At 64.0% G+C, this 24,876-nt stretch carries 18 protein-coding genes; 7 read left to right on the forward strand and 11 right to left on the reverse strand.

Annotated features, from left to right (window positions below):
* Window positions 1-167: 167 nt before the first annotated feature.
* Window positions 168-674: a hypothetical protein gene (locus LPJ38_RS23245; RefSeq protein ID WP_145631487.1), complete on the forward strand. Its 507-nt coding sequence runs from the start codon at window positions 168-170 to the stop codon at window positions 672-674.
* A 144-nt stretch (window positions 675-818) separates the two neighbouring features.
* On the opposite strand, the gene LPJ38_RS23250 is transcribed toward LPJ38_RS23245, so the two are convergent.
* Window positions 819-1,553, reverse strand: a complete 735-nt coding sequence (locus tag LPJ38_RS23250) for a transglycosylase SLT domain-containing protein (protein ID WP_404437689.1) — start codon at window positions 1,551-1,553, stop codon at window positions 819-821.
* Window positions 1,554-1,810: 257 nt separating this feature from the next.
* On the opposite strand from LPJ38_RS23250, the gene LPJ38_RS23255 reads away from it, so the two are divergent.
* Window positions 1,811-2,845 (forward strand): acyl-CoA desaturase, encoded by a 1,035-nt coding sequence (locus LPJ38_RS23255; RefSeq protein ID WP_145631480.1) that lies wholly within the window; start codon window positions 1,811-1,813, stop codon window positions 2,843-2,845.
* Window positions 2,846-2,937: 92 nt separating this feature from the next.
* On the opposite strand, the gene LPJ38_RS23260 is transcribed toward LPJ38_RS23255, so the two are convergent.
* Window positions 2,938-3,921, reverse strand: coding sequence for a hypothetical protein (locus LPJ38_RS23260; RefSeq protein WP_145632487.1), 984 nt, complete (start codon window positions 3,919-3,921; stop codon window positions 2,938-2,940).
* 402 nt (window positions 3,922-4,323) lie between these two features.
* On the opposite strand from LPJ38_RS23260, the gene LPJ38_RS23265 reads away from it, so the two are divergent.
* Window positions 4,324-4,590 (forward strand): DUF2312 domain-containing protein, encoded by a 267-nt coding sequence (locus tag LPJ38_RS23265; RefSeq protein ID WP_145631477.1) that lies wholly within the window; start codon window positions 4,324-4,326, stop codon window positions 4,588-4,590.
* Window positions 4,591-4,870: 280 nt separating this feature from the next.
* Here the strand turns inward: LPJ38_RS23265 and LPJ38_RS23270 are convergent, their stop codons facing one another.
* The 3 genes from LPJ38_RS23270 to LPJ38_RS23280 form a co-directional block, all read right to left on the reverse strand.
* Window positions 4,871-5,386 (reverse strand): ParB N-terminal domain-containing protein, encoded by a 516-nt coding sequence (locus LPJ38_RS23270; RefSeq protein ID WP_145631474.1) that lies wholly within the window; start codon window positions 5,384-5,386, stop codon window positions 4,871-4,873.
* 326 nt (window positions 5,387-5,712) lie between these two features.
* Window positions 5,713-7,314, reverse strand: a complete 1,602-nt coding sequence (locus LPJ38_RS23275; protein ID WP_145631471.1) for an AAA family ATPase — start codon at window positions 7,312-7,314, stop codon at window positions 5,713-5,715.
* A 62-nt stretch (window positions 7,315-7,376) separates the two neighbouring features.
* Entirely contained in the window at window positions 7,377-11,147 is a 3,771-nt protein-coding gene (locus LPJ38_RS23280) for a vitamin B12-dependent ribonucleotide reductase (protein WP_145631468.1), read from the reverse strand.
* 770 nt (window positions 11,148-11,917) lie between these two features.
* Between LPJ38_RS23280 and LPJ38_RS23285 the strand changes: the two genes are divergently transcribed.
* Complete coding sequence (locus LPJ38_RS23285) at window positions 11,918-12,817, forward strand: DMT family transporter (RefSeq protein WP_145631465.1); 900 nt, start codon at window positions 11,918-11,920, stop codon at window positions 12,815-12,817.
* Here LPJ38_RS23285 and LPJ38_RS23290 read toward each other — a convergent pair.
* From LPJ38_RS23290 to LPJ38_RS23300, 3 genes are all read right to left on the reverse strand, one after another.
* Window positions 12,814-14,628: a caspase family protein gene (locus LPJ38_RS23290; RefSeq protein WP_145631462.1), complete on the reverse strand. Its 1,815-nt coding sequence runs from the start codon at window positions 14,626-14,628 to the stop codon at window positions 12,814-12,816. The two genes, LPJ38_RS23285 and LPJ38_RS23290, sit on opposite strands and share 4 nt — an antisense overlap.
* A gap of 144 nt (window positions 14,629-14,772) precedes the next feature.
* Entirely contained in the window at window positions 14,773-17,025 is a 2,253-nt protein-coding gene (locus LPJ38_RS23295; protein WP_145631459.1) for a CHASE3 domain-containing protein, read from the reverse strand.
* Complete coding sequence (locus tag LPJ38_RS23300; RefSeq protein WP_145631456.1) at window positions 17,022-17,444, reverse strand: response regulator; 423 nt, start codon at window positions 17,442-17,444, stop codon at window positions 17,022-17,024. Before LPJ38_RS23300 ends, LPJ38_RS23295 begins: the two co-directional genes overlap by 4 nt.
* Window positions 17,445-18,209: 765 nt before the next feature.
* Between LPJ38_RS23300 and LPJ38_RS23305 the strand changes: the two genes are divergently transcribed.
* Window positions 18,210-19,349: a helix-turn-helix transcriptional regulator gene (locus LPJ38_RS23305; protein ID WP_145631452.1), complete on the forward strand. Its 1,140-nt coding sequence runs from the start codon at window positions 18,210-18,212 to the stop codon at window positions 19,347-19,349.
* 171 nt (window positions 19,350-19,520) lie between these two features.
* Here the strand turns inward: LPJ38_RS23305 and LPJ38_RS23310 are convergent, their stop codons facing one another.
* On the reverse strand, window positions 19,521-20,318 hold the full coding sequence (locus LPJ38_RS23310; protein ID WP_145631448.1) for a BA14K family protein: 798 nt from the start codon (window positions 20,316-20,318) through the stop codon (window positions 19,521-19,523).
* Window positions 20,319-20,563: 245 nt separating this feature from the next.
* Here LPJ38_RS23310 and LPJ38_RS23315 point away from each other — a divergent pair, with 245 nt between their 5' ends.
* The gene (locus LPJ38_RS23315; protein ID WP_145631445.1) at window positions 20,564-20,974 is read left to right on the forward strand and encodes an NADH:ubiquinone oxidoreductase subunit NDUFA12; all 411 of its coding nucleotides are present in this window, start codon (window positions 20,564-20,566) and stop codon (window positions 20,972-20,974) included.
* A gap of 495 nt (window positions 20,975-21,469) precedes the next feature.
* Here the strand turns inward: LPJ38_RS23315 and LPJ38_RS23320 are convergent, their stop codons facing one another.
* Complete coding sequence (locus tag LPJ38_RS23320) at window positions 21,470-22,156, reverse strand: DJ-1/PfpI family protein (protein ID WP_145631442.1); 687 nt, start codon at window positions 22,154-22,156, stop codon at window positions 21,470-21,472.
* A 109-nt stretch (window positions 22,157-22,265) separates the two neighbouring features.
* Between LPJ38_RS23320 and LPJ38_RS23325 the strand changes: the two genes are divergently transcribed.
* Window positions 22,266-23,210: a GlxA family transcriptional regulator gene (locus LPJ38_RS23325; protein ID WP_145631439.1), complete on the forward strand. Its 945-nt coding sequence runs from the start codon at window positions 22,266-22,268 to the stop codon at window positions 23,208-23,210.
* A gap of 598 nt (window positions 23,211-23,808) precedes the next feature.
* On the opposite strand, the gene LPJ38_RS23330 is transcribed toward LPJ38_RS23325, so the two are convergent.
* Window positions 23,809-24,873, reverse strand: coding sequence for a Na+-dependent transporter (locus LPJ38_RS23330; protein WP_145631433.1), 1,065 nt, complete (start codon window positions 24,871-24,873; stop codon window positions 23,809-23,811).
* Window positions 24,874-24,876 lie beyond the last annotated feature (3 nt).

Raw genomic sequence — 24,876 nt, forward strand, 5'->3', positions numbered from 1 at the left:
GCCCAGGTTGAAGCCCGCGATTCAACCATCTTTGCGTGCGCCGCCAGCGGCGGGAGAAAATGGCAAACCTAAGACTGTCAAGGATAGATCGGAGTAGAACGTCGGTTGTCCCCGTAATAAACAAAATATTGTTAGGGGTCCGGGGCGCGTATTGAGAGGATCAATCCATGGCAAGTGTTGAAGTATTGCACAGACGCGAAGGCGTGAACCTCCTTCAACTCGAGGCGGATATTGCTTCGGGAGTCACGGACAGCCCGATCGCTTCCCTTTCTCTGCCCGATTATGTCGAACATACCGAGGGAGTGTCTCGCGTCGGCGCGCTCAGTGCAGAGGCAGTCATTCGCGACTATGAGTTTGCGGCGAAAGAGATCGAGGCCATGGGCGCGGAGTTGATCGACGCCGCGCGGAAGTGCGAGGCGCTGACGGCCCAGGTTCACGACGCAATCGCCTTCATGCGCGAAACGGCGGCGGGCTATCGTGAAGAGGGACGCAAGATCTTCAAGCGCATCGAAGAATGCGCGATGTTTACTGAAGACGTCCGCAAGACCTGCGAACAGGTCAAGCGCAGAATGACTGAAGGCTCGGTAGGCCCGTTTTCAGATGATGAGCCAGCGCCCCAAGAATCCAAGTTGAGCGGGATCGCAGCCCACGTGTCGTTGAACGAAATACGGTGAAGTGGGCGTAGGGGGAGTTCGTAGGATGGGTAGAGTGCCTGCGAAACCCGTCGTCGCGCGTAGCGTCGATGGGTATCGCTTCCGCCTTTGCTCCGTGAGCCAGGGCGGACAGGTCGCTCCACCCATCCTACGCCCTGCGACAGTCTAATCGCTCTCATCCGCAGCAAGCCGTCGAAACTGCCGCTTCATTGCGTTGACGCGCGCGATGTAGCCGGCAACCAGATGATCGCCGCAACGCTCGCCTGATATCATCTGGAACTTGCGGCGGGCATATGATGTGGCGGGGCGGGCGCCGCAGAGATGGATGAAGGCGGCCAGGTCCTGCTTCTGCTGCGCACCTGGCTTGGCATCGCCGGCGAGGGCGAGAACCATCGCCACTTGCCGGTCGAGATACACCGATGCCAGCTCGATGGCATGGCTCGGGATCGTGCGAATGTAGAAACCCGTGAAGCCGCATCCGGTGGCCGCGACGGCGTTGTCGCGGACACAGAACCGTGCGGCTTCGGCGAAGGCCGGATTGGTCATCTGGAAGAGGCCGACGGCGCTCGAGGCGGGGCGGTAGATCGCGAGCGGATTGAGCCTCCAGCGCCAGCGCCAATAGGTGCGCGCCACCGGATTGCCCGAACTCTCGACCTGCGCCAGCGCGGCCAGCAATTCCGGCGTGATCGCAGCGGTCGAATGTTTGCGGAACAGCGGCCCGTAACTCGCCCAGGTCTCTTCCGGCTCCTTGTCGAGCGCGTGGCCGACGAGGGCGAACAGCTCGGTCGGCTTGCGGATGATCTGAGTGACGATGTTCACGAGCATGACGGCCGCGAGCAGCATGGCGACGCCGCCCGCGATCCGGACCATCCGCGGTGATCGCTTGACGATCTTGCGCATCCACCGGGCGCCACTCCGGAGCTTGCGAAGGCGAGAGCGGAGGCGTCTGCTTGTCTTTGCCATGCCGTTTCGAAAGTGCGATCCACGCAGAGTTGGCCTTGGTTAACGCGATCGGCGACGCCTGGAAATCAGGCGCTTTTCGCGTTGACTGCACGCAGCTCCGCACTTCTACGGTCGATCGCGTCCTTGCGAGAGACAACCCGTGGCTGTACGGTGCGCTGCAGAAGCGTTAATTTTGCGTCAATGGACCGACTGGAATGACCGTCATCGAAAGCGTCGCGCCGGAGCAGGCTGAGGCGGCGAAACTGCCACCGGGCGTGGTCGTCGAGGGACCGCTGGTCGATGCCAAATTTCTCGATTCCTATATCGGGTTCGGCTTCCTGGTCGGGGGCTCGATCGCGGCGCTGATCTGGGTGTTCACGCAAGGCATCGGCTGGGTGGAGATTTCGGTCTTCGCCGGCATGTTCGCGCTGACCACGGTCGGCATCGGCTTCATGCATCGCTATTTCGTGCACCGCAGCTTTCGCTGCGGGCCGGTGATGCGGACGATCCTCGCCGCCATCGCCACGATGACGGTGCAGGGCTCGATCCTGAAATGGGTGAGCAACCACCGCCGCCACCACCTGCATTCCGACAAGCCCGGCGACGTCCACAGTCCTTACTATGACGGCAGCGGCAACAGCCATGTCAGCTTCCGCAAGGGCATGATGCATGCCCATGGCGGCTGGGTGTGGGACCGCGAGACCACCGACGGCGCCTATTACGCAAGGGACATCCTGGCCGACCCGATCGCGATGTTCTTCACCAGGACGCGCTGGTACTGGGTCGCACTGTCGGCCGTGATCATTCCCGGCGCCATCGGCTATGTGTTCGGCGGCGTGCACACGATGATCGGCTGCGTGTTGTTCTCCGGCCTGTTCCGCAGCTACCTCATGACCATGGCGACCTCGCTGGTGAACTCGGTCTGCCACAGCGACGGCCGCTGGGGCTACCGCCGCTTCGAGACCCATGACGGCACCACCAACGAGCTGGTGACCTCGCTCCTCACCTTCGGCGAAGGCCTGCACAACAATCATCACCGCTTTCCGCGCGACGCCTATCTCTCGCATGCCTGGTACGAGATCGACATCAACGGGCTGATCATCCTCGGGCTGGGGAAACTCGGGCTGGTGCACGATATCGTCGGTGTCGGCAAACGCCAGCTGGCTGCGGATGGGGAGCAGGGCGGGGCCGCCGAGAGTCAGAACGCATTCGACGGCGCTGCAGAGGACCTTCACTCGGCCGGACGGTAGACTTGCGCGATTAACGCAGGCGAGCCGTAGCCGCAGCCGCCTCGGACTTCGATCAATCGTGCGTTGGGAAAACTAGCCGGCGCCTTGTCGGCTCACCAATCCGGATCTCCGTAATAGGGATCGGCCATATAGGGCGGCATCCAAGGGCCTCGCGGCGGCGGTCTGGGCCGTCGGGGTTCGGCCGCCGGTACGCGTGGGCGGGGATGCGCGGCCGCATCATTGTTCACCGCGCTGCGCACGACCGGCTTGGGGGCTGCAGGGGCGGATGCCGCCGATGACACGCCCAGTTGCGATTGCAGCGCCTGGACCTGCGCGGCGAGGCGCGCATTGTCCGCCGCATCCTTCTCCTGCGCCGCCTTGAGCTGTTGGATGGTGGCGGCCTGCTCGCGCAGGGTCTGCTCGTTGCTGCTCTTCAGCTGCTCGAGCTTGCCGCTGATGCTCGCAAGCTCGCTCGTGATGGCCTTGAGCGATTGCGCGAGCTCCGGCGATGGCGGCTCAGGCGCCGCAGCGGCAGGTTTTGGCGGGCTTTCGATGTCCTTGGCATCAGGCGGCGGGGCGGGCACCGGGCTCGAGTCGCCTGCAGCAGCCAGCAGCACGACCGGCGGCTGCGCCGGATTGTCCGGCGCTGACGCCTGCGGGGGCACGCTCGCGGCCGGCGGAGCCCATAGCGCCATGATCGACTTGCCGATCGATGTGGCCTCATCGCCATACTGCGAAGCGACGGCGGCACCGAGCAGGCCGATGGCCAGCACGAGAATGATCAAAGCGCGCATCATGGCCCGGTCTCCCTTCAGGCCTTGCTCGCGAGGCTTGGTGTTTAGAACCTTGGCGTCCGGCGGCGGCGTCTTGTCTCCGGAAGTGGCAGCTGCCGTCGCGGCGGCGCTGGCGTGCGAGGTCCGCGGAGCTTCGCTGTTGCGTTCCATTCCGGAAACCAGCCGGTCCAGCCGCGCAAGGTCTTCCTCTGCGCTCTTGATCCGGTCATAGGCCCGCGTCAGCCCGCTATCGGCGCGCGCCTCGTCCGGCTTGCCGGTATCAGGTTTGGGATCGTTCGTGTCAGGCACCGATGCGCTCTCCATCCGGTCGGGCGTCAATGGGAGGCAGTCCGATCTCCGGGAAGGATAGGTCTCGCTGCTGTCAGACACAACGCGTATGGCGAGGAAAAATTATGGCGGGCGGGGGAGTGGGGCGGGGCGTTAGTGGCGCGACTGGACGAGGCGCAATCTCTCGCCGCGCCGTTGCCGCAGCCGAAATCGATCCAGCGCAACCCGTGTGCAGGCGAGAGCCATTCGAGGAAGACTTCGCCGAGCGAACGGATTCAGACTCGCTCACTTGTTTAGGAGTGGCACCCTTATCGAAGCGAAGCTTGGGCATGGAACGGCTCTCGCCGTTCATCGGCGGGCAACACGCGGCTTGCGAGGTTAAGACATTGGTCATTTCTTTGCGGTCATTTTCGCGACCTCAGTCAGCAAAGAGGCACCATGTCCGACATCACCATTCCCGGCGGCAAGATCCGTTCCTTCGTCGAGCGGATCGAGAACCTCGACAGCGAAATGCAGGAGTTGAGCGAACAGAAGAAGGAAGTCTTCGCGGAAGCCAAGGGCGAGGGCTTCGACGTCAAGATCCTCAAGGAGATCATCAAGCTGCGCAAGGAAGACAAGAACGAGCGCGACGAGCGCGAAAGCCTGCTCGACCTCTACATGCGCGCGATGGAGACGTCCTCGCCGGAGCAGGCGAAGGCGGCGTGAGAGGATTGCGGTCGCTTTCGCGGGAATAGCCGCAATCGGCGAATTTCGGCTACTTCGTAGGGTGGGTTAGCCGCAGGCGTAACCCACCACTGCGTAGCCGATGAAGGAGAGAAGGTGGATTACGCTTCGCTAATCCACCCTACGCACTGTTACTGTAACGACCGTGATTCCGGGGCGCGCGAAGCGCGAACCCGGAATCCATTGCGCCACGCGTCGTGCCGTCCGATGGATTCCGGGCTCGCGCCCAAGCGGGCGCGCCCCGGAATGACGGCGCCCAAAATCAATAACGGCCGCCGCTGCCCTTCTGCTGCGTGATCCAGTCCGACAATGTTTTCGGCTTCGATTTCGCAATCCGGCCCGCTGATGCCTTCGCATTGTCGCGGACGCCTTTCGCCGGACGGATGCGCGACACTTCCGTTGCGCCAGCGCTCTTCAAGCCAGCAGTCGATGCCTCTGCGGCTTCCTTCTCCAGGCGCAACTGTTTCAATCGCGCCATCTTGATGCGCTCGGCCTCGACTTCGGGTCGCTCGGCGAGCTGCGGCCTGTACTGAGCAACCTCGGCCGGGACCAGGACGCCGAGAATGGTCGTCTCGCCGAGCGCCTTGCAGGCCTCGAGCCGATGCAGTCCCTCGACCAGGACGAGGCGGTCTCCGTCGCGCCTGATGGAAATGGGCTCCTGTTGTCCGATCTCCAGCATGCTTTCCGCGATCTCCGCGACGGTCTCGGGCCTGAGTGTTTTCTTCTGCTTCGTGGGAACGAAGATCTTCTCCATCGGGAAGCTTTCCGGTTTGGGCATGAGTCTACTCCGCTGCTGCCGGGCCCGTCGGAACCGTTGCCGGTGGGGTCTGGAGTTTAGGGGGGAAGGGCTCGACCGCAAAGGCAATTCGGAGGAATGCGGTGTGCACTTAATCAGGGGCACATGCAAAAGTTAGTCGAAATAGCCGATCCGGCATAGCGAAGAAATTTAGTGCACTGTCACCGTAACAAGCGAGCGGCTTCCGTCGCCACAGCGGTACGATCTGCCGTACCATTGCCGTTCATTTCGTCATATAGAAGCGTAGCAAATTAGAGCGCCTCATCGTTTGTCGAATGATGCGCTGTCAGGGGCCAACGAGCTACCTTTCAGCTAGCTGAAACGGATGGCAATGAATGCCGAATGGCCGCCGTGACGTCAGGAGCTGAGTTGTTGCGCAGCGCCCGCAAGACCCACTGCTCGAACTGAATCTTCGTTGTGCCCTTCGCCTTTGAGGCGAGTGCGAGAACGCCTTTGTTGTCGTACCACTTTAGCAGTTCGACTGCATTTCTATCGGCAATGGCTGTCTGGATGCTCTTGGTAGCTAATGCTGCCAATCTAGAGATGTCTAGGCTGCTGGTGCTGCTTGAGTATTCAGATATGAGTGTCGAAATATCTTTGGCCGAGTTCAGATCTAGCTTCTTGAGCGTTCGGTCGATTCTACGACGACAATAGCGCATGACGGCGGGCAGCTGATTTTCGGGACGCTTCGCGTGTTCGAAAAGCTCATTCAAAACGTCGGCGACTTTTGTGGAGAGCGCGGCGTCATCAAAGCCCTCAACTCTTGCGATCGCTTCTATGACTGTCGGCAACAGGAACAGGTTTTCAACCTCCGATACCGGTAGCACCGCAATTCCCTTGCTCCTGAGGAATTCGATCTCGCTCGGCTCGTAGGCATCAGCATCAACGATACCGGCGCACGTAATGCCGGTGAGAGTCCCGTTGGCCCTCATTGTGACAACGGCGTGCACTACTTCTTCGCACGAGCCCCGAGGGATGATGGTCCAATTGGGATAGCATGCTCGGTAGATTGCGCGATCAAGACTTTCACCACTCCCTTCAACAAATAGAATTGGCTTTGGACTGCCGAGGATCAGAGTCGTTATGTCTTCCGGGAAGCCCACCTGTTCTGGGACGGCCTCGATCGTCCACATTTTGCGCGGATCATAGCTGCGAATTACGTACTTGCTGCCCTCTCTAGCGGCAATGAACTCAAGGTCGTGCGAGATTATTACGATGGCGCAATCGGGTCGTGCTGCTTCTAATTCATCCCACAGTCGTGACATTATTGAGCGGTGTATGTGAAGCTCGGGTTCATCGAAAATAATGAGGCTGTTAGTGGCGGCCATCAGCGTCTGGCCTATTAGATAGAAGATAGCCCGTTCGCCGTCGCTCATTTCAGCCGCGGGATAGCTGCCATATTGAGTAATGACCTCTATGCTGTCGCTGCCAATGTCGAGCGTTCGATTGGAAACGACCCGATCCCATATGTCCCTCAGTTGGTCGAATTTTGTGGGCCTCACGGATTGGTAGTTTCCGTCGCGTGCGTTTTTGTAGGCAGTCAGCGAGATGCTTATCTGATCGGCGAAAAGTGCCTGCAGCAGATAGTCATAGTCGTCGAGCAGGATCGTGGCGGCCTTGCTGTCCCACCGCGCGATAGTTCGATTGTCGACCCGGAATCGCTCGCCAGTGGTCCCTATTCGGAGAGCGTCAAGGGCGCGCTGTTCTGTAACCTTGGCGACCGATGGATTGAGCGATAGAGCGCGATGCGCGGAGATTCGATGTGCCTGCTTCCCCAGCTCTTCTTCAATCAAGACTGCAAGTCGCGTTTTGCCGCCGCCGTTTGCCCCGACAAATAAAAGAGATGTCCCGGTATCGATCCGGAATGTCATTTTCCCGTTTGGAGTGGGGACCTGGAATTCAAATGTCATTGGTTTGGACGCTTAAGAAAAAGGCCGCTCTTCCGAGCGGCCTTCATGGCTAGTGGTTTTCCTCACGAACACCCCGTCGTGCTCCCGCAAGTATCGCACTTCATGCAGGTCCCATTCCGCACCAGCGTGAAGTTGCCGCACTCCGAGCACATCTCGCCTTCGTAGCCCTTGGCCTTGGCTTCCGCGCGGCGCTCGGCCTTGGTGGGCGCTGCAACCGCAGCGCTGCCGGCCTTGCTCCACTGCAGCGCTTCGAGCTTCTCCGTCGGAGACAGATCGTGCTGGGCTTCCTGCTTCAGGGCGACGGCGCCTTCGATGGCATCGCCGGCGCGGGCACTCGTGCCGTGCGCGGCGAGGGCCGTGACGCGGCTGCCGCCTGATGGCGCGCCATCGTTGCCTTGCGAGACCGCGGTCGAGCCGCCGCGCATCACAACGAGGTTGTCCGTGCGCGAGCGGGTGAGGCCGCGCGAGACCAGCTTGGTGGCGTGGTGGCCGCCGTCCTCGTCCGGCTCCTTGCCTTCCTCGACGCCCTTGCCGAGCGCGTCAAAACCCGTCTCGTTGGGATCGACATGGGCGAGGTCGAAGCGGGAGAGGTAGCTCACCGCGAGCTCGCGGAAGACGTAGTCGAGGATCGAGGTCGCGTACTTGATGCTGTCGTTGCCCTGCACGGGGCCCGCCGGCTCGAAGCGGGTGAAGGTGAAGGCGTCGACATATTCGTCCAGCGGCACGCCGTATTGCAGGCCGAGCGACACCGCGATGGCGAAGTTGTTGATGAAGGAGCGGAGCGCCGCGCCTTCCTTGTGCATGTCGATGAAGATCTCGCCGAGACGGCCGTCGTCATACTCGCCGGTGCGCAGATAGACCTTGTGGCCGCCGACGACCGCCTTCTGGGTATAGCCCTTGCGGCGATCCGGCATCTTCTCGCGCTCGCGCATCACGATGATGCGCTCGACGAGCTTCTCGACGATCTTCTCCGAGACCTGGGCGGCGCGCGCCGCCATCGGCTTCTCGTAGAGGGTCTCGACCGCATCGTCCTCGTCCTCATCATCGCTGATGAGCTGCGAGTTGAGCGGCTGGCTGAGCTTCGAGCCGTCGCGATAGAGTGCGTTGGCCTTCAGGGCGAGCTTCCACGACAGCATGTAGGCGGACTTGCAGTCCTCCACCGTGGCGTCGTTCGGCATGTTGATGGTCTTGGAGATCGCGCCCGAGATGAAGGGCTGCGCCGCCGCCATCATGCGGATGTGGCTCTCGACCGACAGATAGCGCTTGCCGATCTTGCCGCAGGGATTGGCGCAGTCGAACACCGGATAGTGCTCGGCCTTGAGGTGCGGGGCACCTTCCACCGTCATCGCGCCGCAGATGTGGACGTTGGCCGCCTCGATCTCGCGTCGGGTGAAGCCGACGGCCTGGAGCAGGTCGAAGCCGGGGGCTGCGATCGCCTCGGCACCGATGCCGAGCTGGTCGCGGATGAAGTCCTCGCCAAAGGTCCACTTGTTGAAGGCGAACTTGATGTCGAAGGCGGTCGGCAGCGCCTTTTCGACCTTGGCAATGGCCTCATCGGTGAAGCCCTTGGCCTTCAGGGTCGAGGCGTTGATGCCGGGCGCGTTGGAAAGCGAGCCGTGGCCGACGGCGTAGGCCTCGATCTCCGCGATCTCGCTCTCGCGATAGCCGAGCGCGCGCAGCGCTGCGGGGACCGCGCGGTTGATGATCTTGAAGTAGCCGCCGCCGGCGAGCTTCTTGAACTTCACCAGCGCGAAGTCCGGTTCGATGCCGGTGGTGTCGCAATCCATGACGAGGCCGATCGTGCCGGTCGGCGCGATGACGGTGGTCTGGGCGTTGCGATAGCCGTGCTTCTCGCCGAGCTCGAGCGCCGCATCCCAGGCCGCCTGGGCGTGGCTGACGATGTCGGCTTGCGGGCAGGAGACGAGGTCGAGCGGCACAGGGTTGACGCTGAGCGCCTCATAGCCGTTCGATTGGCCGTGCGCGGCGCGGCGGTGGTTACGGATGACGCGCAGCATGTGCGCGGCGTTCTTCTTGTAGCCGGGGAAGGTGCCGAGCTCGGAAGCGATCTCTGCCGAGGTCTTGTAGGTGATGCCGGTCATGACCGCGGTGAGGGCGCCGCAGAGCGCGCGGCCTTCCTTGCTGTCATAGGGCAGGCCCATGGTCATCAGCAGGCCGCCGATATTGGCGTAGCCGAGACCGAGCGTGCGGAACTCGTAGGAGAGCTCGGCGATCGCCTTGGACGGGAACTGCGCCATCATCACGGAGATTTCGAGCACGAGGGTCCACAAGCGGCAGAGATGCTCATAGCCCTCGACGTCGAAATGCTTGGTCGTGGTGTTGTAGAACGTCAGCAGATTGGCGGAGGCGAGGTTGCACGCCGTGTCGTCCAGGAACATGTATTCCGAGCACGGATTGGACGCGCGGATGTCGCCGGACGCCTTGCAGGTATGCCAGTCGTTCATGGTGGTGTTGAAGTGCAGGCCGGGATCGGCCGAGGCCCAGGCGGCGTAGCCGATCTTTTCCCAGAGGTCGCGCGCCTTCAGCGTCTTCGTCACCTTCTTGGAGGTGCGGGCGTTCAGATTCCAGTCGCCGTCGGTCTCCACGGCGCGCAGGAAGTCGTCCTTCAGCGAGACCGAGTTGTTGGAGTTCTGCCCGGAGACCGTGAGATAGGCTTCAGAGTCCCAGTCGGTGTCGTAGGTGTCGAACGCGATGTCCTTGTAGCCCTGCTTGGCGAACTGGATGACGCGCTTGATGTAATTGTCGGGCACGAGCGAGCGGCGCGCGAGCTTGATCTCGCGGCGCAGCGCCGGGTTCTTCTCGGGGTCGAAGCAATCGTCGCCCGAGCCTTCGCAGTTCACGCAGGCCTTCAGCACCGCCTTGAGGTGCTTCTGGTTGATCTTGGAGCCCGTGACGAGGGCGGCGACCTTCTGCTCCTCCTTCACCTTCCAGTCGATATAGGTCTCGATGTCGGGGTGATCGACGTCGACCACGACCATCTTGGCCGCGCGGCGCGTGGTGCCGCCGCTCTTGATCGCGCCCGCCGCGCGGTCGCCGATCTTGAGGAAGCTCATCAGGCCGGACGAGCGGCCGCCGCCCGAGAGCTTCTCGCCTTCGCCGCGCAGGCGCGAGAAGTTGGAGCCGGTGCCGGAGCCGTATTTGAACAGGCGCGCTTCGCGGACCCAGAGATCCATGATGCCGCCCTCGTTGACGAGATCGTCGCCGACGCCCTGGATGAAGCAGGCATGCGGCTGCGGATGCTCATAGGCCGATTTGGACTTGGTCAGCTTGCCGGTGAAGGGGTCGACGTAATAGTGGCCTTGGCCGGGGCCGTCGATGCCATAGGCCCAGTGCAGGCCGGTGTTGAACCATTGCGGCGAGTTCGGCGCGACCATCTGCATGGCGAGCATGTAGCGGAGCTCGTCATAGAAGGCCTGCGCGTCCTCGTCGGTGGAGAAATAGCCGCCCTTCCAGCCCCAATAGGTCCAGCAGCCGGCGAGGCGGTCGAACACCTGCTTGGCCGAGAGCTCGCTGACATAGCGCTCCTTCTCGGGCAGGGCGGCGAGCGCCTCGGTGTCGGGGACGGAGCGCCACAGGAAGGAGGGGACGGATTCCTCCTCGACCTTCTTCAGGCGCGCGGCAACGCCGGCCTTGCGGAAGTATTTCTGGGCGAGCACGTCGGAGGCGACCTGCGACCACTCGGTCGGCACCTCGACGCCGTCCAGCTTGAACACGACCGAGCCGTCGGGATTGCGAATCTCCGACGTGGTCAGGCGGAAATCGATTCCCGCGTAAGGTGACTGTCCTGAAGTGGTGTGGCGCCGCTCAATCCGCATGGTCTTGCCCCGTCCTTTAATCTCTTGACCGAACCGCCTCCGTTCAGGCGTCCGGTCGACATTTCGTTTGGCGAGCCCTTGAAGGGCTTCGTGGCCCCCAGAGGGTTTCGCAGTTCTGGCCGGTGGATCCGGCTCACTTTCTCCCGGCGAAGGCCCGGTGCGAGCACCTTGCATCCGCCGGCATGTCCAGACCCGTCCGCCCCCAAGGGGATGGGTCCGACATGCGTTCAACGCCCCACAACGTCACAACTTCTACCGATGCCATGCGAGCCTGTTGCCGGCCCGTTTGGCGCCCGAAAAGTCCGCATTCCGAGGGCAGACAAGCCCTCATCCGCTGCCTTTGGCTGGCTGGGCGGAGTGTCGATTTGCGAGACCCTTTGGGGGAGTGCCGGCGGGACGCAAACTCACTCGCGCCGAACGGACCGAAAGCTAGGACTCTCCAAAGCGCCCGTCAAGAACTAGTGCGAGTTCCTGAATCAAATACTAAATATGGTGGATTGTGGGGGATAACAGGGGACTCGGCCGCGCCTGTTGTGGAGGCAAGTATCAGTGAGTCCTCAGAGATTCCCAACCGAAAAAATTTGCGTCCCGTGATGATGCGGAGCCTTCATCCCGCTGTTCACAGGGCAGGTATATTTTTGAGCCATGGGATTGCGTCAGCAGGACTCACGTAGCCCTACGGAAGGTGAGGGCAGGCATGCCCGCGGGGGCGGTGGTTTGCGCGGCGAATCCGCGCCAAGCTGACCGCAAGTTTTTGCCGGACTGCCCCAATGCTTGATTCGACCCGCCGGGATGCGCGCGCGCGCATCGCCCCGGCCGGCCTGATGTTCCTCGCGATCACCTCGATCGGCTGGGGCTTCAATTGGCCGGTGACCAAGTTCCTGCTCGCCGAGCTGCCGCCGCTGACCCTGCGCGGGGTCACCGGCGTGCTCGGAGCCGTGCTGCTGGCGCTGCTTGCGGTCATGCGCCGGCAGAGCCTGAAGGTCGAGCGGGCGATCTGGCCGCGCCTCCTCACCGCCGCCGTGCTCAACGTCACCGGCTGGATGGTGCTGATGGGGCTGGCGCTGCTGTGGCTGCCGGCCAGCGAGGCGGCGTTGATCGCCTACACCATGCCGGTCTGGGCCTCGATCATCGCCTGGCCGGTGCTGGGGGAGCGGCCGACGGTGCTGCGCACGCTGGGGCTGGTGATGGCCTTTGCCGGCCTTGCCTCGATCATGGGCGGCAATGGCATCGCCGCCAGCGTCGAGAAGGCGCCTGGGATCATCATGGCGCTGTGCGGCGCGTTCGGCTTCGCGGTCGGCACGGTGTTCTCGAAGAAGTACCCGATCCATCTGCCGCCGCTCACGGCTGCGGCCTGGCAGATCGGGATCGGCTGCCTGCCGATCTCGATCGTCGGCCTCCTGGTCGAGACCACGCATTTGTCGAACGTGACGCCGCTCGGCTGGTGGCTCCTGGTCTATTCCACCGTGGTGCAGTTCTGCATCGCCTATGTCAGCTGGTTCGCAGCGCTGGCGCGCCTGCCGGCCTCGGTCGCAGCGATCGGCACCATGGCAGTGCCTGTCATCGGCGTGGTGGCGTCGGCGATCGCGCTCGGTGAGCCGCTCGGGCCGGGGCAGATCGCGGCGCTGATCTTCACGCTGGCCGCGGTGGTGCTGGCGACGCGGGGTTAGTCGCAGACCTCGATGCTCGGCACCGCTCCACCGGAATTGAGCGCCGCGTGCTTGCCGTTGTTGTTGGTTGCCAGAAGTCGGCACCCCGATCTGACCGGTCTGCACCCTGCCTGATTGCACAGGATTTGACCCGAGGCCTGCGGCTGGCTGGGCGCGGATTCGACCTGCTTGCGCTGCTCGTCGCGTGGCTTCGAATCCTCACGCGCGGTCGCGGGCTTCCTATCCGGGATCTTCTCGCATTCGTTGTCGTCATTGATGCGGAATCCGGTCCGGCAGGTGATCTTAGTGCATTGATCGCCGTCGGTCTTGAAGCCGCGTTCGCAGACCAGCGGACAGACACGGCCCGGCTTGGCCTTGATGGCATCGAGCGCCTCGAGGCTGGCCATCTTGGCGTCGAGCTTCGTGCCGGCATATTTGTTGAACGTCGAAAGTGAGCGCTGTGCGGTCGCATTCCAATCGCCGGTCGCGGCGGCGGACTGGCAGCCAACCCGGCGCAGCTCCAGTTGCGTCAGCTTGGTGATATCCTGAGGCGAGAGTGCGGGCTGCGTCGGCGCGGGCGCGAGTGCAGCGACGGTCTGGTTCGTAGCCGCCGGCTTGTCTGCGCCTTGCGTTTCGGCGGCTTGTCTCTCGGCGGCCTGCTTTTCAGCGATCACCTTCGCCGCTGCGGCTTCGGCATCCTTGCGCCGCTGCTCGGTCGCAGCCGCCTTGGCGTCCTCGACCTGTTTTGCCTTCTCCGCGGCGAGCCGTGCATCCTCCGCGGCCTTTACCGCCGCAGCCGCTTTCTGCTGCTCGGCTGCCTTGGCCTGTTCTGCGGCAAGACGCGCTTTCTCATGCTCGGCTTGGCGCGCCTTTTCGGCCGCGGCGAGGCGCGTTTCCTCGGCGGCGATCCGTTTCAATTGTCCTTGGGCGAGGCTGGCGTAGAAGCCATCGGTATATTTGGCGAGAAAAGCGGTCCAGACCTCTCGCGTGCCGATCTGCAGCGCCAGTTCATAGTCGCGGCGGATAGATTCATCCGGGCTCGCCTGCGGTCCAGCCGCGGCCGGTTTTGCCGGGATCAGTGGCACGTCGTTGCCACCGAGCGAGCCGTAGACGTAGGGCTCCTGCCTGTGGCCGGTATTCTTCAACACGTCGTCGCGGACGAATCCGAACGCCTTGCGCAGGTCGAGGCCGGGCGTCGGCAGGCGGTCGACGAGCGATGCCGCGAACGGGCTGTTCCTGGAATCACCATCGGAGGCTGTCGAGCCCGCCTTCGCGGCAAAGGCGATCATCGTATTCGGGCTAGTCGGTTCGACCTTGGCAAGGCCCCTGCCGATCGCGCGCGCTGCAACGGTCCGCTTCATGGTCTTGGCGAACGGGTTGTCGCGGCAGGCGTCGAGGATGACGAGGCGAAGCTGCTTGGCGGGTTCGACGGATGCCAGCACCCGGTCGAGCGCAAATGCCTCGTCGTAGACATCCGTATCGACCTCGAGAACCGCATCGACCGGAATCAGATAGTTGTTGCCGTCGATCTCGATCCCATGGCCGGCGTAGTAGACCACGGCCATCTCGGCATCGCGTGTCCTCATGCCGAACTCGCGCAACGCTTTGCGCATCTCGGGGGCGCTGAGGTCGGCCCTGACTTCCACGCTGTCGAACCCGGCCTTCTTGAACATGCCGCCGACCAGCGCGGCGTCGTTCACGGGATTGGCCAACTTCGGCACGTTCTTGTAGGAGGAGTTGCCGATCACCAGCGCAACACGGCGCTCGGCTCGGGCCGAACCGCAGGTCAACGAGATCAAAAGGAATAACAAAAGCCAGCGAAACGCGCCCATCTCAGCCTCGCGTAATATGTGCGCAGCGTCTCCATAAACTGATCCGAGGCAAGGCGCGCCTCTGTGATCTCGGTCACCGTCGGGGGCCGGCGGGAAGAAGCTGCGCGGGTACGCGCGTCTCGTCAGATCATCACGGGGCGTGCACTAGCCGGTCATCCCGGTGCCCAGCGCCTTCCGGATCATCTCGGCGAGCTGGTTGCGCCGGTAGGGTTTCGTCAAGAGCATCACGCCGTCATCGAGTTTGCCGTGATGGACGATGGCGTTGTCGGTGTAGCCGGAGGTGTAGAGCACCTTCAGCCCCGGCCGGCGCCTGGCCACCTCGTCGGCGAGGTCGCGTCCGCTCATGCCGCCGGGGATGACGACGTCGGTGAAGAGCAGGTCGAACTTCTGACCGGCGTCGATCAACTCCAGCGCGCTTCGGCCGTCGGATGCGGCCACCGTCCTGTAACCGAGACTCTGGAGCTGTGCGGTGACGAAGTTGCGCACCAGGCTATCGTCTTCGACTACGAAGATGGTCTCGGCGCCGCCTTCGGCCTGCGGCGCGACAGGAGCGGCCACGTCCGCCGTGGCTTCGCCCGGCGGCAGATAGAGCTTGATCGTGGTGCCGTGGTCTTCCTCGCTGTAGATCTTGATGTGGCCGCCGGATTGCTTGACGAAGCCATAGACCATGGACAGGCCGAGGCCCGACCCCTTGCCGACCTCCTTGGTGGTGAAGAACGGCTCGAACGCCTTCTGCTGGGTTTCCGTCGACATGCCGGTACCGGTGTCGCTGACTGCGAGCATCACGTAGGGACCCGGCGTCACGTCCGCATTGGCCTGCGCATAGGCTTCGTCCAGCACGACGCGGTGGGTCTCCAGCAGCAGCTTGCCGCCGTTCGGCATGGCGTCGCGGGCGTTGATGGCCATGTTGAGCACGGCATTGGTGAGCCGGGACGGATCGATGTGGCTGGTCATCCGACCCTGTTCGAGCACGGTCTCGATCTGGATCTGCTCGCCGAGGGTGGGGCGCAGGAGTTTTGCGATGTCGGCGACCGCGGCGTTGATCTCGACGTTGCGCGGCTGGAGCGGCTGCCGGCGTGCAAAGGCGAGCAAATGCTGGATCAGCTCGGCGCAGCGCTCGGCGGCATCGTCGATCAGGCGTGCGGTGCGCTGGAGCTCGGGCTGGCTCTTCAGGCTCTCCACCAGCGTCTCGGTGTTGCCGGAGATGACCGTCAGCATGTTGTTGAAGTCGTGCGCGACGCCGCCGGTCAGCTTGCCGATCGCATCGAGCTTCTGCGACTGATACAGCTGTCGCTCCGTCTCCCGCGAGGTCGTTGCGTCGTGATAGACCAGCACGGCGCCGGAGACATTGCCTTGCCCGTCCAGCATCGGCCGGCCGCTGATCATGAGATGCCGCGGAGGATTGCCGCTGTGCGGGCGGACGATCATCTCGAGCTCTTCGAACTGCTCGCCGCGCAGCACGCGCGTCGACGGTAGCTCCTCGGCCCTCAGCGGCGTGACGCCGTCGCCATGGAAGACGTCGGACAGCGCACGCAGATTCTTCAAGTTCATGCCGGCGCGGTGCAGCAGCATGCGCTCGGCGGCCGGATTGGACAGGAGGACGGTGCCCTCGGCATCGATGACCAGCACGGCCTCCGCCATGCTGTGGAACGTGCTTTGCAGCACGTTGACGGAGAGGCGCAGCTCGTCATGCGCGGTGACCAGATGCTCGGTGCGCTCGGCCACCGCCTCGGCGAGTGCCTCCTTGGCGGCCGTGGTCTCCATCAGCGTGCTCTTGAGCGCGAATTCGGTGCGCCGGCTTTCGCGCATCACCATCACGACCAGCAGCAGGATCACCAGCGCGCCAGCCACGTCGATGCCCAGCAGAACAATGCCGGTGCGGCGCGAATCCTGAGAGCGCTCGCTGAGCAGGCGTTCCTCAGCGGCGCTCAATTTATCCAGATTGCCCATCACCGTATCCATCAAGCCGCGGCCCTCGGCCCTGCCTTGGAGCGCGGCGATGCCGGCGAGGTCGTTCGCGGCGCGCATGCGCATGGCTTCTGCGGCGATCTCGATCCGGCGCAGCGCCAGCGGCTCGGTGCCCTCCATCAGCGCGACCTGATCGGGAATGTCGCGCACGCTCCGCTTGAGATCGGCGAGCGCCGGCGCGATCTGGGCACGCACCGCCTGGAACTCATCGTTGAAGCCTGCGCTGCGATAGAGCTCATAGCCGCGCGCGGCGCTCTCGGCGCGGCGCATCAGCACCCGCAGGTCGGAAATCTTCTTCTGCACCTGCACGGTGTGATTGACCCATGCCGCGTCGGACCGCGACTTGACGTCGAGGGCGATCGAGGCTGCGGTGATGATCAGGAGGATGGCAAGTCCAGCACCGAGAATGACGCGCTGCGTTGGGATCAAGGGGCTTCTTTCTTGTCCTTCGGCTGTGCGCTCTCGCCCATACCGGTGAGGCATTCCCGGATCGTGGTCAGCAGCGCGTCCGGCGTGAACGGCTTGCGCAAGCATCGGGTCGCGCCGAGCTCCAGCGCCATGCGGAGAAAGTCGGGAGAGGGCGATGCCGACGAGGCGAAGGCGTAGCCGGACATCGCGATCAGCGGCGTGGCCGGCGCGCGCTCGTGAAAGATGCGGATGGATTCGAAGCCGCGCATATGCGGCATGAAGATGTCGACCAGCATCACGTCGAAAACCTGTGTTTCGAGCGCAGCCAATCCCGTTTCTCCGCCGTCGGTCAACGTGACGTCGAAGCCCTGACGTTGGAGGAGGACCTCGATGGTCGCGCCGACCATCGGATCGTCATCAACCACGAGGATACGCGGCATGACTCTTCCCAGCAAATCGAAGTCCCCATAAGGGTGATATCCGCGAATCGTATGCCCGGTCAATTTTGGATTGGATCAATGAGGATATGCACGGCGCGGTGCATAGGAGGCTCCGTGCGGGTCCCTCAGAATGCTACGGATCCCCATCAATCGCGACATTTCGATGAAAAATCGAGGCAGACCGAGCGATCCGACAGGACGTCTCTTCCCCATTGCGATGTCGCCGGCCGGGGTGCAGCCCCTGCGGTCCGGCGCCCAGCAAAAACTCACGGACTGTCGCTCGGCGCGCGTCCAGAACGCGCTCAGGCGTGAGGCGTGAGTCCGTGATCAATGCGCACGGTCTCACCGGACTGGATGATGACGCGCGATCGGCATCCCTGGTCGGGGCGTGCCGGAGATTTCGTTCGCGAATGGATGCATGCCCGCATCCGTCGTGCGGGACGATCTACGATGACCAGACTTGCGATGCGGATGCGCACGTCTCCGCACGCGTGCCAGAACCAGCGCAGCGAGACAGCCAATCCAACGGCGCTGGGCGCGCATTCGATTTCATCATTTTCGCCGCGCTGATCAGGTCGTCGCTCAAAGGTTGTATTTCAGATGGCCGACGACGTGTATTATGGGAGATTGAAAACGGATATTGACTGAGATCGGGCGTGGTCACCCGATCGGGTGAGGCGGCTTGCCGCTAGTCGTCGTATCATCATGTTACCTCCTTAGGTTGCCGCCCGGCCGGCTGCCGACGGCCTTGAGCGGAGGAACAGGATGAATTTGTCCGACGACAAGATCGAAAAGGTCCTCGACCTGATCTACGACGCCGCGGCAGAAAACGCCTTATGGCGGCAGGCGCTGACGGCGATCGCGGATCTCACCCAGAGCGAAGGGGGTATCCTGTTCGGCCAGTCTCTCACCGCGAAGCGGGTCTATTTTGATTTCAACGGCCGCTTGGACGAGGCATGCAACCGCACTTATCAGGAGCGGCATATGCAGAACCCGTGGTCGCAATACATGGAGACGCAGCCGGTCGGACGACTGGTGCCGTCTGACGAAGCAGTTCCGTTGGCCAGCCTTCGGAAGTCCCTGTTCTACGAAGAGGTGCTGCAGCCGCAGCAGATTGCTCACAACGGAATGATAGCGCTCGCGGCGCGCCGCGATTTTCGCGCGGCCTTCAACATGTGCCGCAGCGCGCAGCGGGGGCCGTTCGCTCCCGATCAGCAACGAATTCTGGAATGGCTGTCGCCGCACCTGTGCCGGTCGGTGACGCTCGGGTTTCGGATCGACGGCTACCTCGCCATGCAGCAAGCGGCATTCGACGTCCTGGACCGGCTCGCGGACGGCGTCGTCGTCCTCGATCGCAAGGCGCGGGTTCTGTTCGCCAATGCAGCGGTGCGGCAGATGGCGGACGAGGGATCGTTGGGGCTGCATCAGTCGGTCACGACTCATTCGCCAGCGCATTCGCAGCGACTCATCGAGTTGATCCGCGGCGCGCTGCAGGGAGGTGCCGGCGGTACGATGAGCCTGCCGCGTCATCTTGACGGCCGGCTTCTGACCATCCTGGTCTCCTCGATCCGAAGCAAGGATCTGGGGCGGCTCTCAGATGCCGGCGTTAAGGATGCGGCGGTGCTGCTGTTCGTCGTCGATCCCGCCAACCGGCGATCGATCCCGCTCGAGCAGATCATGGATGCCTACGGTCTGACCCACGCCGAGGCGCGAGTCGCGCTCGCCTCGTCGGCCGGCAACACGACCATTGAGACCGCGCAGTCGCTCGGATGCTCGCCTAACACCATCAAGACTCATCTGCGCCGCGTCTTCGCGAAGACGGCGACCGGACGCCAAGCCGAACTCGCTGGGCTCATCGCCGCCCTCGGCAGCGTTCGGATCGGAGACATGAATCCGCGAGACTAATGCATCACAAGGCCGGGACCATGCGTCGATGGTCTTTTTTGGCACCCGGATTGCAGGACCTCGAACGAACTCGTGGGGTTCGAAATGCACGCGGTTCGCCAAAACGCGTGAGCGGCGCCGGGAGTCACCGGCGCCGCTCACGAATTGTTTGTGTCGATCCTTTAGACCGCGTTACGGGCAAGGGTGACGCTTGCCGTCGTAGCCAAGATAGGTGCCCGAGGCCGGGTCGTAGGACTTGTAGCGCTGCGCGCAATAGGCGGAGTCACCGCCGCCGTCCTGCACCACCGCCACCGACGGCTCATCATAGTAGCTGCCGTAGTAGTAGGGATCGTCATAATAGCCGCCATAGCCGTAGCCGCCGCCGTAATAGGCGTACGAGCCGAGGCCGCCGAACGCCACACCCGTTGCGAAACCGGGCCAGAAGCCGCCGCGACGATGGTGATGCCAATGGCGGCCGCTCCAGTTGCGTCCGCCCTGCCAGCTGCCCGCGGTTGCGACATCGCGAGGACCGCCGACGGACGGCGAAAGGGCGGGACGAGCCGCCGCTGCTCCGGCTACGAAACTGCCACCGGTCGGGCGTGCTGCGAAACTGCCGCCGCCCGGACGGACCGCGGCGGCTGCGAATCCGCCGCCGCTCGGACGGACCGCGGCGCCGGCTGCGAAACCACCGCCGCTCGGACGGACCGCGGCACCGGCTGCAAAACCACCGCCGCTCGGACGAACCGCTGCGCCGCCTCCGAAATTGCCACCGCCTCCACGGAATGCGGCGCCGCCGCCCATTCCTGCTCCGCCACCGAAGCCGCCGCCGCCCATGCGGGCGCCGCCTCCGCCGAAGCTAGCACCGCCACCGCCACCACCTGCATGGGCGCCTCCGCCCAGCGCAGGACGATTCTGAGCAAAGCTCGGGCTCGCCAGCGGAAGAACCAGCGCCACGGCCGCGGCGGCACTCAAAACTTTTAGATTGTTCATGATCAAACTCCTTTTCCCGCAAGCCAACCCTGAGAAAAGGCGGTGGTTCCTGGATCACGCCGGTTTGCGTGCGGACAGGAAAAATCCCCATCCGACCGCTGGACCCCGCATGAACGGATCGCGTCCGATTTGCGGCAGCGCCCGTCCCGGGCACCGCATTTGCGGAGGGGACGGTCGCCCCCGCCGAACTGGACATTTCGGCCTCCGGATGGCATCAGGACCCCACGAAGCAGGGCCCGTGCCGCATGAAACAATTCTTCCTCAAGTTCTTCACCTGGTGGAATGGCCAGACGTTTGGCACCCAACTCTGGACCAGGCGGTACGGGGAGCTGGTTGGTCAGGACGAGCAGGGCAATCTCTATTATCGCACCCGCGGCGGGGCGATCGATCCGACGCTCGGCTTCGAGCGGCGCTGGGTTGTCTATAACGGCTATGCCGAGGCGAGCCGCATTCCGCCGTCCTGGCACGGCTGGATCCACCACGTCGTCGATGTGCCGCCGACCGAGGCCAACTACCAGCCGCGCGAGTGGGAAAAGCCGCACCAGCCGAATCTCACCGGCACGGCAAAGGCCTACCGTCCCTCCGGCTCGACGCTCGCCAGTGGCCGGCGGCCGAAGGCGACCGGCGACTATCAGCCCTGGACGCCCGCCAGCTAAGCGCTGCCCGGACGCGAATCGTCGTCGCGGCACTGGATGCGCGCGCATGCGTCTCGTAGCGCTGTGGAGAACGGGAACAGCGGGGATGCCGCCTGCGCAGCCGTTGCGCTTACAGGAGCGATCGGGCTCAATCATCCCATCTTACGGAGATGGGAGACCATCGCGTTCGGTTCGGGCAACAGTTCGCGACTGTCCCGAAATGCAGCGGCTGCCGAGGAAGGACTCGATCGGGAGATAGGCCCCCGGTCTGGAAGCTCCGAAATCGCCCGATGGAATGTGCAGCTGCCGTAAGACAGGAAAGGCCGCTTGGGAAACCGGGCGGCCTTTTTCTTTGGCAAGGTCGCGTGCCCCGGGCGCGGCGCAGCGTCTCTTCGACGGTGCGCTGCAGAGCCGGGGCCCAAAAATTCGCAGCGACCCGTTTGGCTTCCTGGGTCCCGGCTCTGCGCGGCAGCGCTACGCGCTGCGGCGCGTCCGGGACACGAGAGGAGTGGCGCGCTACATCACCCTTTCGGCCGCGCGCTTCACCGCCTCGAGCCGGCGGGCGTGGTTCTGCGCGCCGCGCTCCTTCAGCAGGGCCAACACCTCCCCTGGCGCCGTGTCGGGCGAGCCCGAATTGAACGGCGGGGCGGGATTGTACTCTATCTGGAGCTGGATCGCTTCCGCCGTGGTGCGATCGACCAAGATCGACACCAGCGTCAGCGCGAAGTCGATGCCGGCGGTGACGCCGCCGCCAGTGATGCGGTTGCGGTCGACGCAGACGCGCGTCTTGGTCGGCGTCGCGCCGAACTGGGCGAGCATCTCCATCGCGCTCCAGTGGGTGGCAGCGCGGTAGCCCTTGAGCAGGCCCGCGGCGCCGAGCGCCAGCGATCCCGTGCAGACCGACGTGACATATCTGGCGCCTTCGGCTTGCCTGCGCAGGAAGTCGAGCACCTCCGCGTCGTTGAGCAGATCGTTGGTGCCTTGGCCGCCGGGCACGCAGATCACGTCGAGCTCAGGGCAATCCGCAAAGGTCGTGGTCGGCGTCAGCGTCATCACGGAATCGCTCGGCACCGGCTCGATCCGCTTCCAGATCAGGTGCAGCTTCGCGCCCGGAAGCATGGCGAACACTTGCAGGGGGCCCGTGAAGTCGAGCTGGGTGACGCGCGGAAACACCAGGATTCCGATCTGAAGCGGTGACGACATGGAGGCCTCCGAGATTGATCTTGACGGGAGCAGGATGGCATGGTGGCCTCCTGTCCGAAATGGCGCAATTCCCTCATTTTCGGACATCACTCACTTTCGGACTCGGTCAATGATCGGCATCCTGATCTTCCCGGACTTCCAATTGCTCGACGCGGCGGGGCCGATCTCGGCGTTCGAGGTCGCCGCGCGCTGCCTCGGCAAACCGCCCAACATCCGCGTGCTTGCGGCGAAGGCGGGACTGGTACGCAGCTCGTCCGGGGTCGAGATGATGGCGCGCGATTTCAAGTCGGCGAACGCGATCACGACGCTGGTCGTGGCCGGCGGTGCGGGGGTCGTGGATGCGGCGCGCTGCGAAGTCACGCGCGCCTTGGTGCAGCGGCTGGCAAAGCGGGGCGTGCGGGTCGCGAGCGTCTGCTCGGGCGCCTATGTGCTGGCTGAAGCCGGCCTGCTCGACGGTCGCCGCGCCACCACGCATTGGGGCCGCACGCGCGATTTCGTCGCGCGCTATCCGAAGGTCAAGTTCGAGCCGGACCAGATCTTCACCCGCGACGGCAATGTCTGGACCTCGGCGGGCATCACGGCTGGCATCGATCTCGCGCTCGCGATGGTCACCGAGGACCATGGCGAGGAGATCGCGCGGGCAGCCGCGCGCCATCTCGTGCTCTATCACCGCCGCAGCGGCGGCCAGTCGCAATTCTCATCGCTGCTGGAGTTGAAGACGCCGAACGGGCGGTTCGGCGCGCTGTTGTCCTGGGCGCGCGAAAACCTCGATGCGCCTCTGACGGTCGAGGACCTCGCCGATCGCGCCGGCATGAGCGCCCGGCACTTTGCCCGCGCCTTCGCCGCCGAGACCGGCACGACGCCGTCGAAGGCCATCGAGCGCCTGCGGATCGAAGTCGCGCGCGAGCGTGTGCAGTCCTCGCGCGAGGCAATCGAGCGCGTTGCGGAAGTGACGGGCTTCGGCGATCCCGAGCGAATGCGGCGCGCCTTCATCCGCGCCTTTGGCCAGCCACCGCAGGCGCTACGGCGCGCGGCGCGGGCGGGGGCGGGGTAGGGCGTGTGCTCGTCAATCCGCAGCGCGAGAGCGAGAGCAAGCCGCGTTGCCACTGGAAGAGACATGGCTCTGGCACATTGGGCGCAGCAGACAAATCGGCGCAGCAGGCAAAGGGAGCGCGCGGCAGATAACGGGCAACGCCCGAGACATGCGTTTCAGTCAGATGGCAGCTCCGGCCAGCAAGAAAGCGCCCCCGAGCGCGACCATCACAAGTCCAGGCCAGTTCGATTTGATGTCGAAGCCGCTAGCTGGCCTTTCAGGCTCCAGAGTGTCACGCCCGGAGCGAAGCCACCTTCCACCGCTGAATCGGCTTCGCCAGATGGGCTGGAACGCCAATTGGAGTACGCCGACAAAAACAAGGAGCACACCTAGCCATATGAGAGCCATGCTCACCTCCTCTAGCCGCGAACGCCGATAGGTTGCTGCGCCGAGAACTGTGGTCTATTCGGCGGCTGCCCGCTGCTCTCGGATCCAGACCGACCTTGAAGCGGCCGGACGCACCAGCGCACCGATGGCAGCTTCGAGATCGCACTCACGAAGCTCAGGATCTCAGAGCGGCATCGCCTCGGTCATGATTACGAGGATATGCTGGTTGATCTTAGCGGCAACCAGTTCGGGGAGGCGCGTCATGTTGTTGCACCTCGGATGCGCCCTGGGGCACTCTTCCCTCTTTAGGCGGGGCAGACACGAAATTGGCGGTCAGCGCCGTCAGTCGCCGCGCGATCGGCATCAGCAGATATGGCGCGAGGTGAATCGGGAACTGCGTCAGCGCGAAATAGGACCAGGTTGCCTGCGGCAACGCGCCGGCGGTTGCCGCCAGCATCAGGCCCAGATTGCGCTGTGACACCATCAGGCCGAGCGCGAGGGCGCGCTCGGTGCCGACGCGGAGGAAGATCAGCGTCGTGACCGCGAGCAGGGTGAAGTAGACCGCAAAGGCGAGCAAGGCGACTACGATCATGAACAGCGGATTGGCGATGAAGTCGGTTGCGACGTCGCCCATCACCGCGGAGGCGAACACCAGAAGGATGATGATGTTGAGGCCGTCGATCGGCTGCTTGTGGCGTTGAATCGCCTCAGTGCCGAACATGCGGCGGATGATGGTCGCGGTCAGCAGCGACGCGGCGAGGATGCCGAGTAGCTTGAGGCCGAGCGTGGCCGGCGAGATGCTGAGCATGCCGCCGAGAAACAGGCTCGCGAACAGCGAGGCCGTGAATGGTACGAGCGCGGTCGAGGTCACCAGCGTGACCAGCACGAGCGTTGCATCGAGGCCCATCAACGCGGCAAGGGCCGGTGCGGCCATCATCGGCGAGGCCACGCCCTGGAGCATCAGCGCAAGCGCAAGGCCCGGTGAGCTCGTGGTCAGCCCCGTCGCGTAGGCGGCGAGGGCGACGATCAGCGGCACGCCGATCGTGGTCCAGGCCGTGGCGGCCGCGATCAGCCCCGGCCGGCGCAGGTGCCCGTAAAGCGCCACGAGATCGACGCGCATGAAGGAGATGCAGAGCAGAAGGAAGATCGCCTCGGTGACATAGGGGCGCAGCAGCGCGCCGAGCGGCGGCATCGCGACCGCGACGAAGGCGATGGCCGCCACCGCGCGGGTGCCCTGACCGCCGAGCCATGTCAGTCCGCGCAGGGGGAGGGCGACGATTTGAAGTGCGGAAGGCATGCG

The sequence above is a fragment of the Bradyrhizobium daqingense genome, from assembly GCF_021044685.1.
GTDB lineage: Bacteria > Pseudomonadota > Alphaproteobacteria > Rhizobiales > Xanthobacteraceae > Bradyrhizobium > Bradyrhizobium daqingense.

Coding starts and splice junctions, on each gene's coding strand:
- LPJ38_RS23260 (WP_145632487.1), bottom strand. CDS start 3,921: ATGGAGAGCGCATCGGTGCCTGACACGAACGATCCCAAACCTGATACC.
- LPJ38_RS23315 (WP_145631445.1), top strand. CDS start 20,564: ATGAAACAATTCTTCCTCAAGTTCTTCACCTGGTGGAATGGCCAGACG.
- LPJ38_RS23245 (WP_145631487.1), top strand. CDS start 168: ATGGCAAGTGTTGAAGTATTGCACAGACGCGAAGGCGTGAACCTCCTT.
- LPJ38_RS23305 (WP_145631452.1), top strand. CDS start 18,210: ATGAATTTGTCCGACGACAAGATCGAAAAGGTCCTCGACCTGATCTAC.
- LPJ38_RS23300 (WP_145631456.1), bottom strand. CDS start 17,444: ATGCCGCGTATCCTCGTGGTTGATGACGATCCGATGGTCGGCGCGACC.
- LPJ38_RS23310 (WP_145631448.1), bottom strand. CDS start 20,318: ATGAACAATCTAAAAGTTTTGAGTGCCGCCGCGGCCGTGGCGCTGGTT.
- LPJ38_RS23255 (WP_145631480.1), top strand. CDS start 1,811: ATGACCGTCATCGAAAGCGTCGCGCCGGAGCAGGCTGAGGCGGCGAAA.
- LPJ38_RS23285 (WP_145631465.1), top strand. CDS start 11,918: ATGCTTGATTCGACCCGCCGGGATGCGCGCGCGCGCATCGCCCCGGCC.
- LPJ38_RS23330 (WP_145631433.1), bottom strand. CDS start 24,873: ATGCCTTCCGCACTTCAAATCGTCGCCCTCCCCCTGCGCGGACTGACA.
- LPJ38_RS23325 (WP_145631439.1), top strand. CDS start 22,266: ATGATCGGCATCCTGATCTTCCCGGACTTCCAATTGCTCGACGCGGCG.
- LPJ38_RS23270 (WP_145631474.1), bottom strand. CDS start 5,386: ATGCCCAAACCGGAAAGCTTCCCGATGGAGAAGATCTTCGTTCCCACG.
- LPJ38_RS23250 (WP_404437689.1), bottom strand. CDS start 1,553: ATGCGCAAGATCGTCAAGCGATCACCGCGGATGGTCCGGATCGCGGGC.
- LPJ38_RS23265 (WP_145631477.1), top strand. CDS start 4,324: ATGTCCGACATCACCATTCCCGGCGGCAAGATCCGTTCCTTCGTCGAG.
- LPJ38_RS23280 (WP_145631468.1), bottom strand. CDS start 11,147: ATGCGGATTGAGCGGCGCCACACCACTTCAGGACAGTCACCTTACGCG.
- LPJ38_RS23275 (WP_145631471.1), bottom strand. CDS start 7,314: ATGACATTTGAATTCCAGGTCCCCACTCCAAACGGGAAAATGACATTC.
- LPJ38_RS23290 (WP_145631462.1), bottom strand. CDS start 14,628: ATGGGCGCGTTTCGCTGGCTTTTGTTATTCCTTTTGATCTCGTTGACC.
- LPJ38_RS23320 (WP_145631442.1), bottom strand. CDS start 22,156: ATGTCGTCACCGCTTCAGATCGGAATCCTGGTGTTTCCGCGCGTCACC.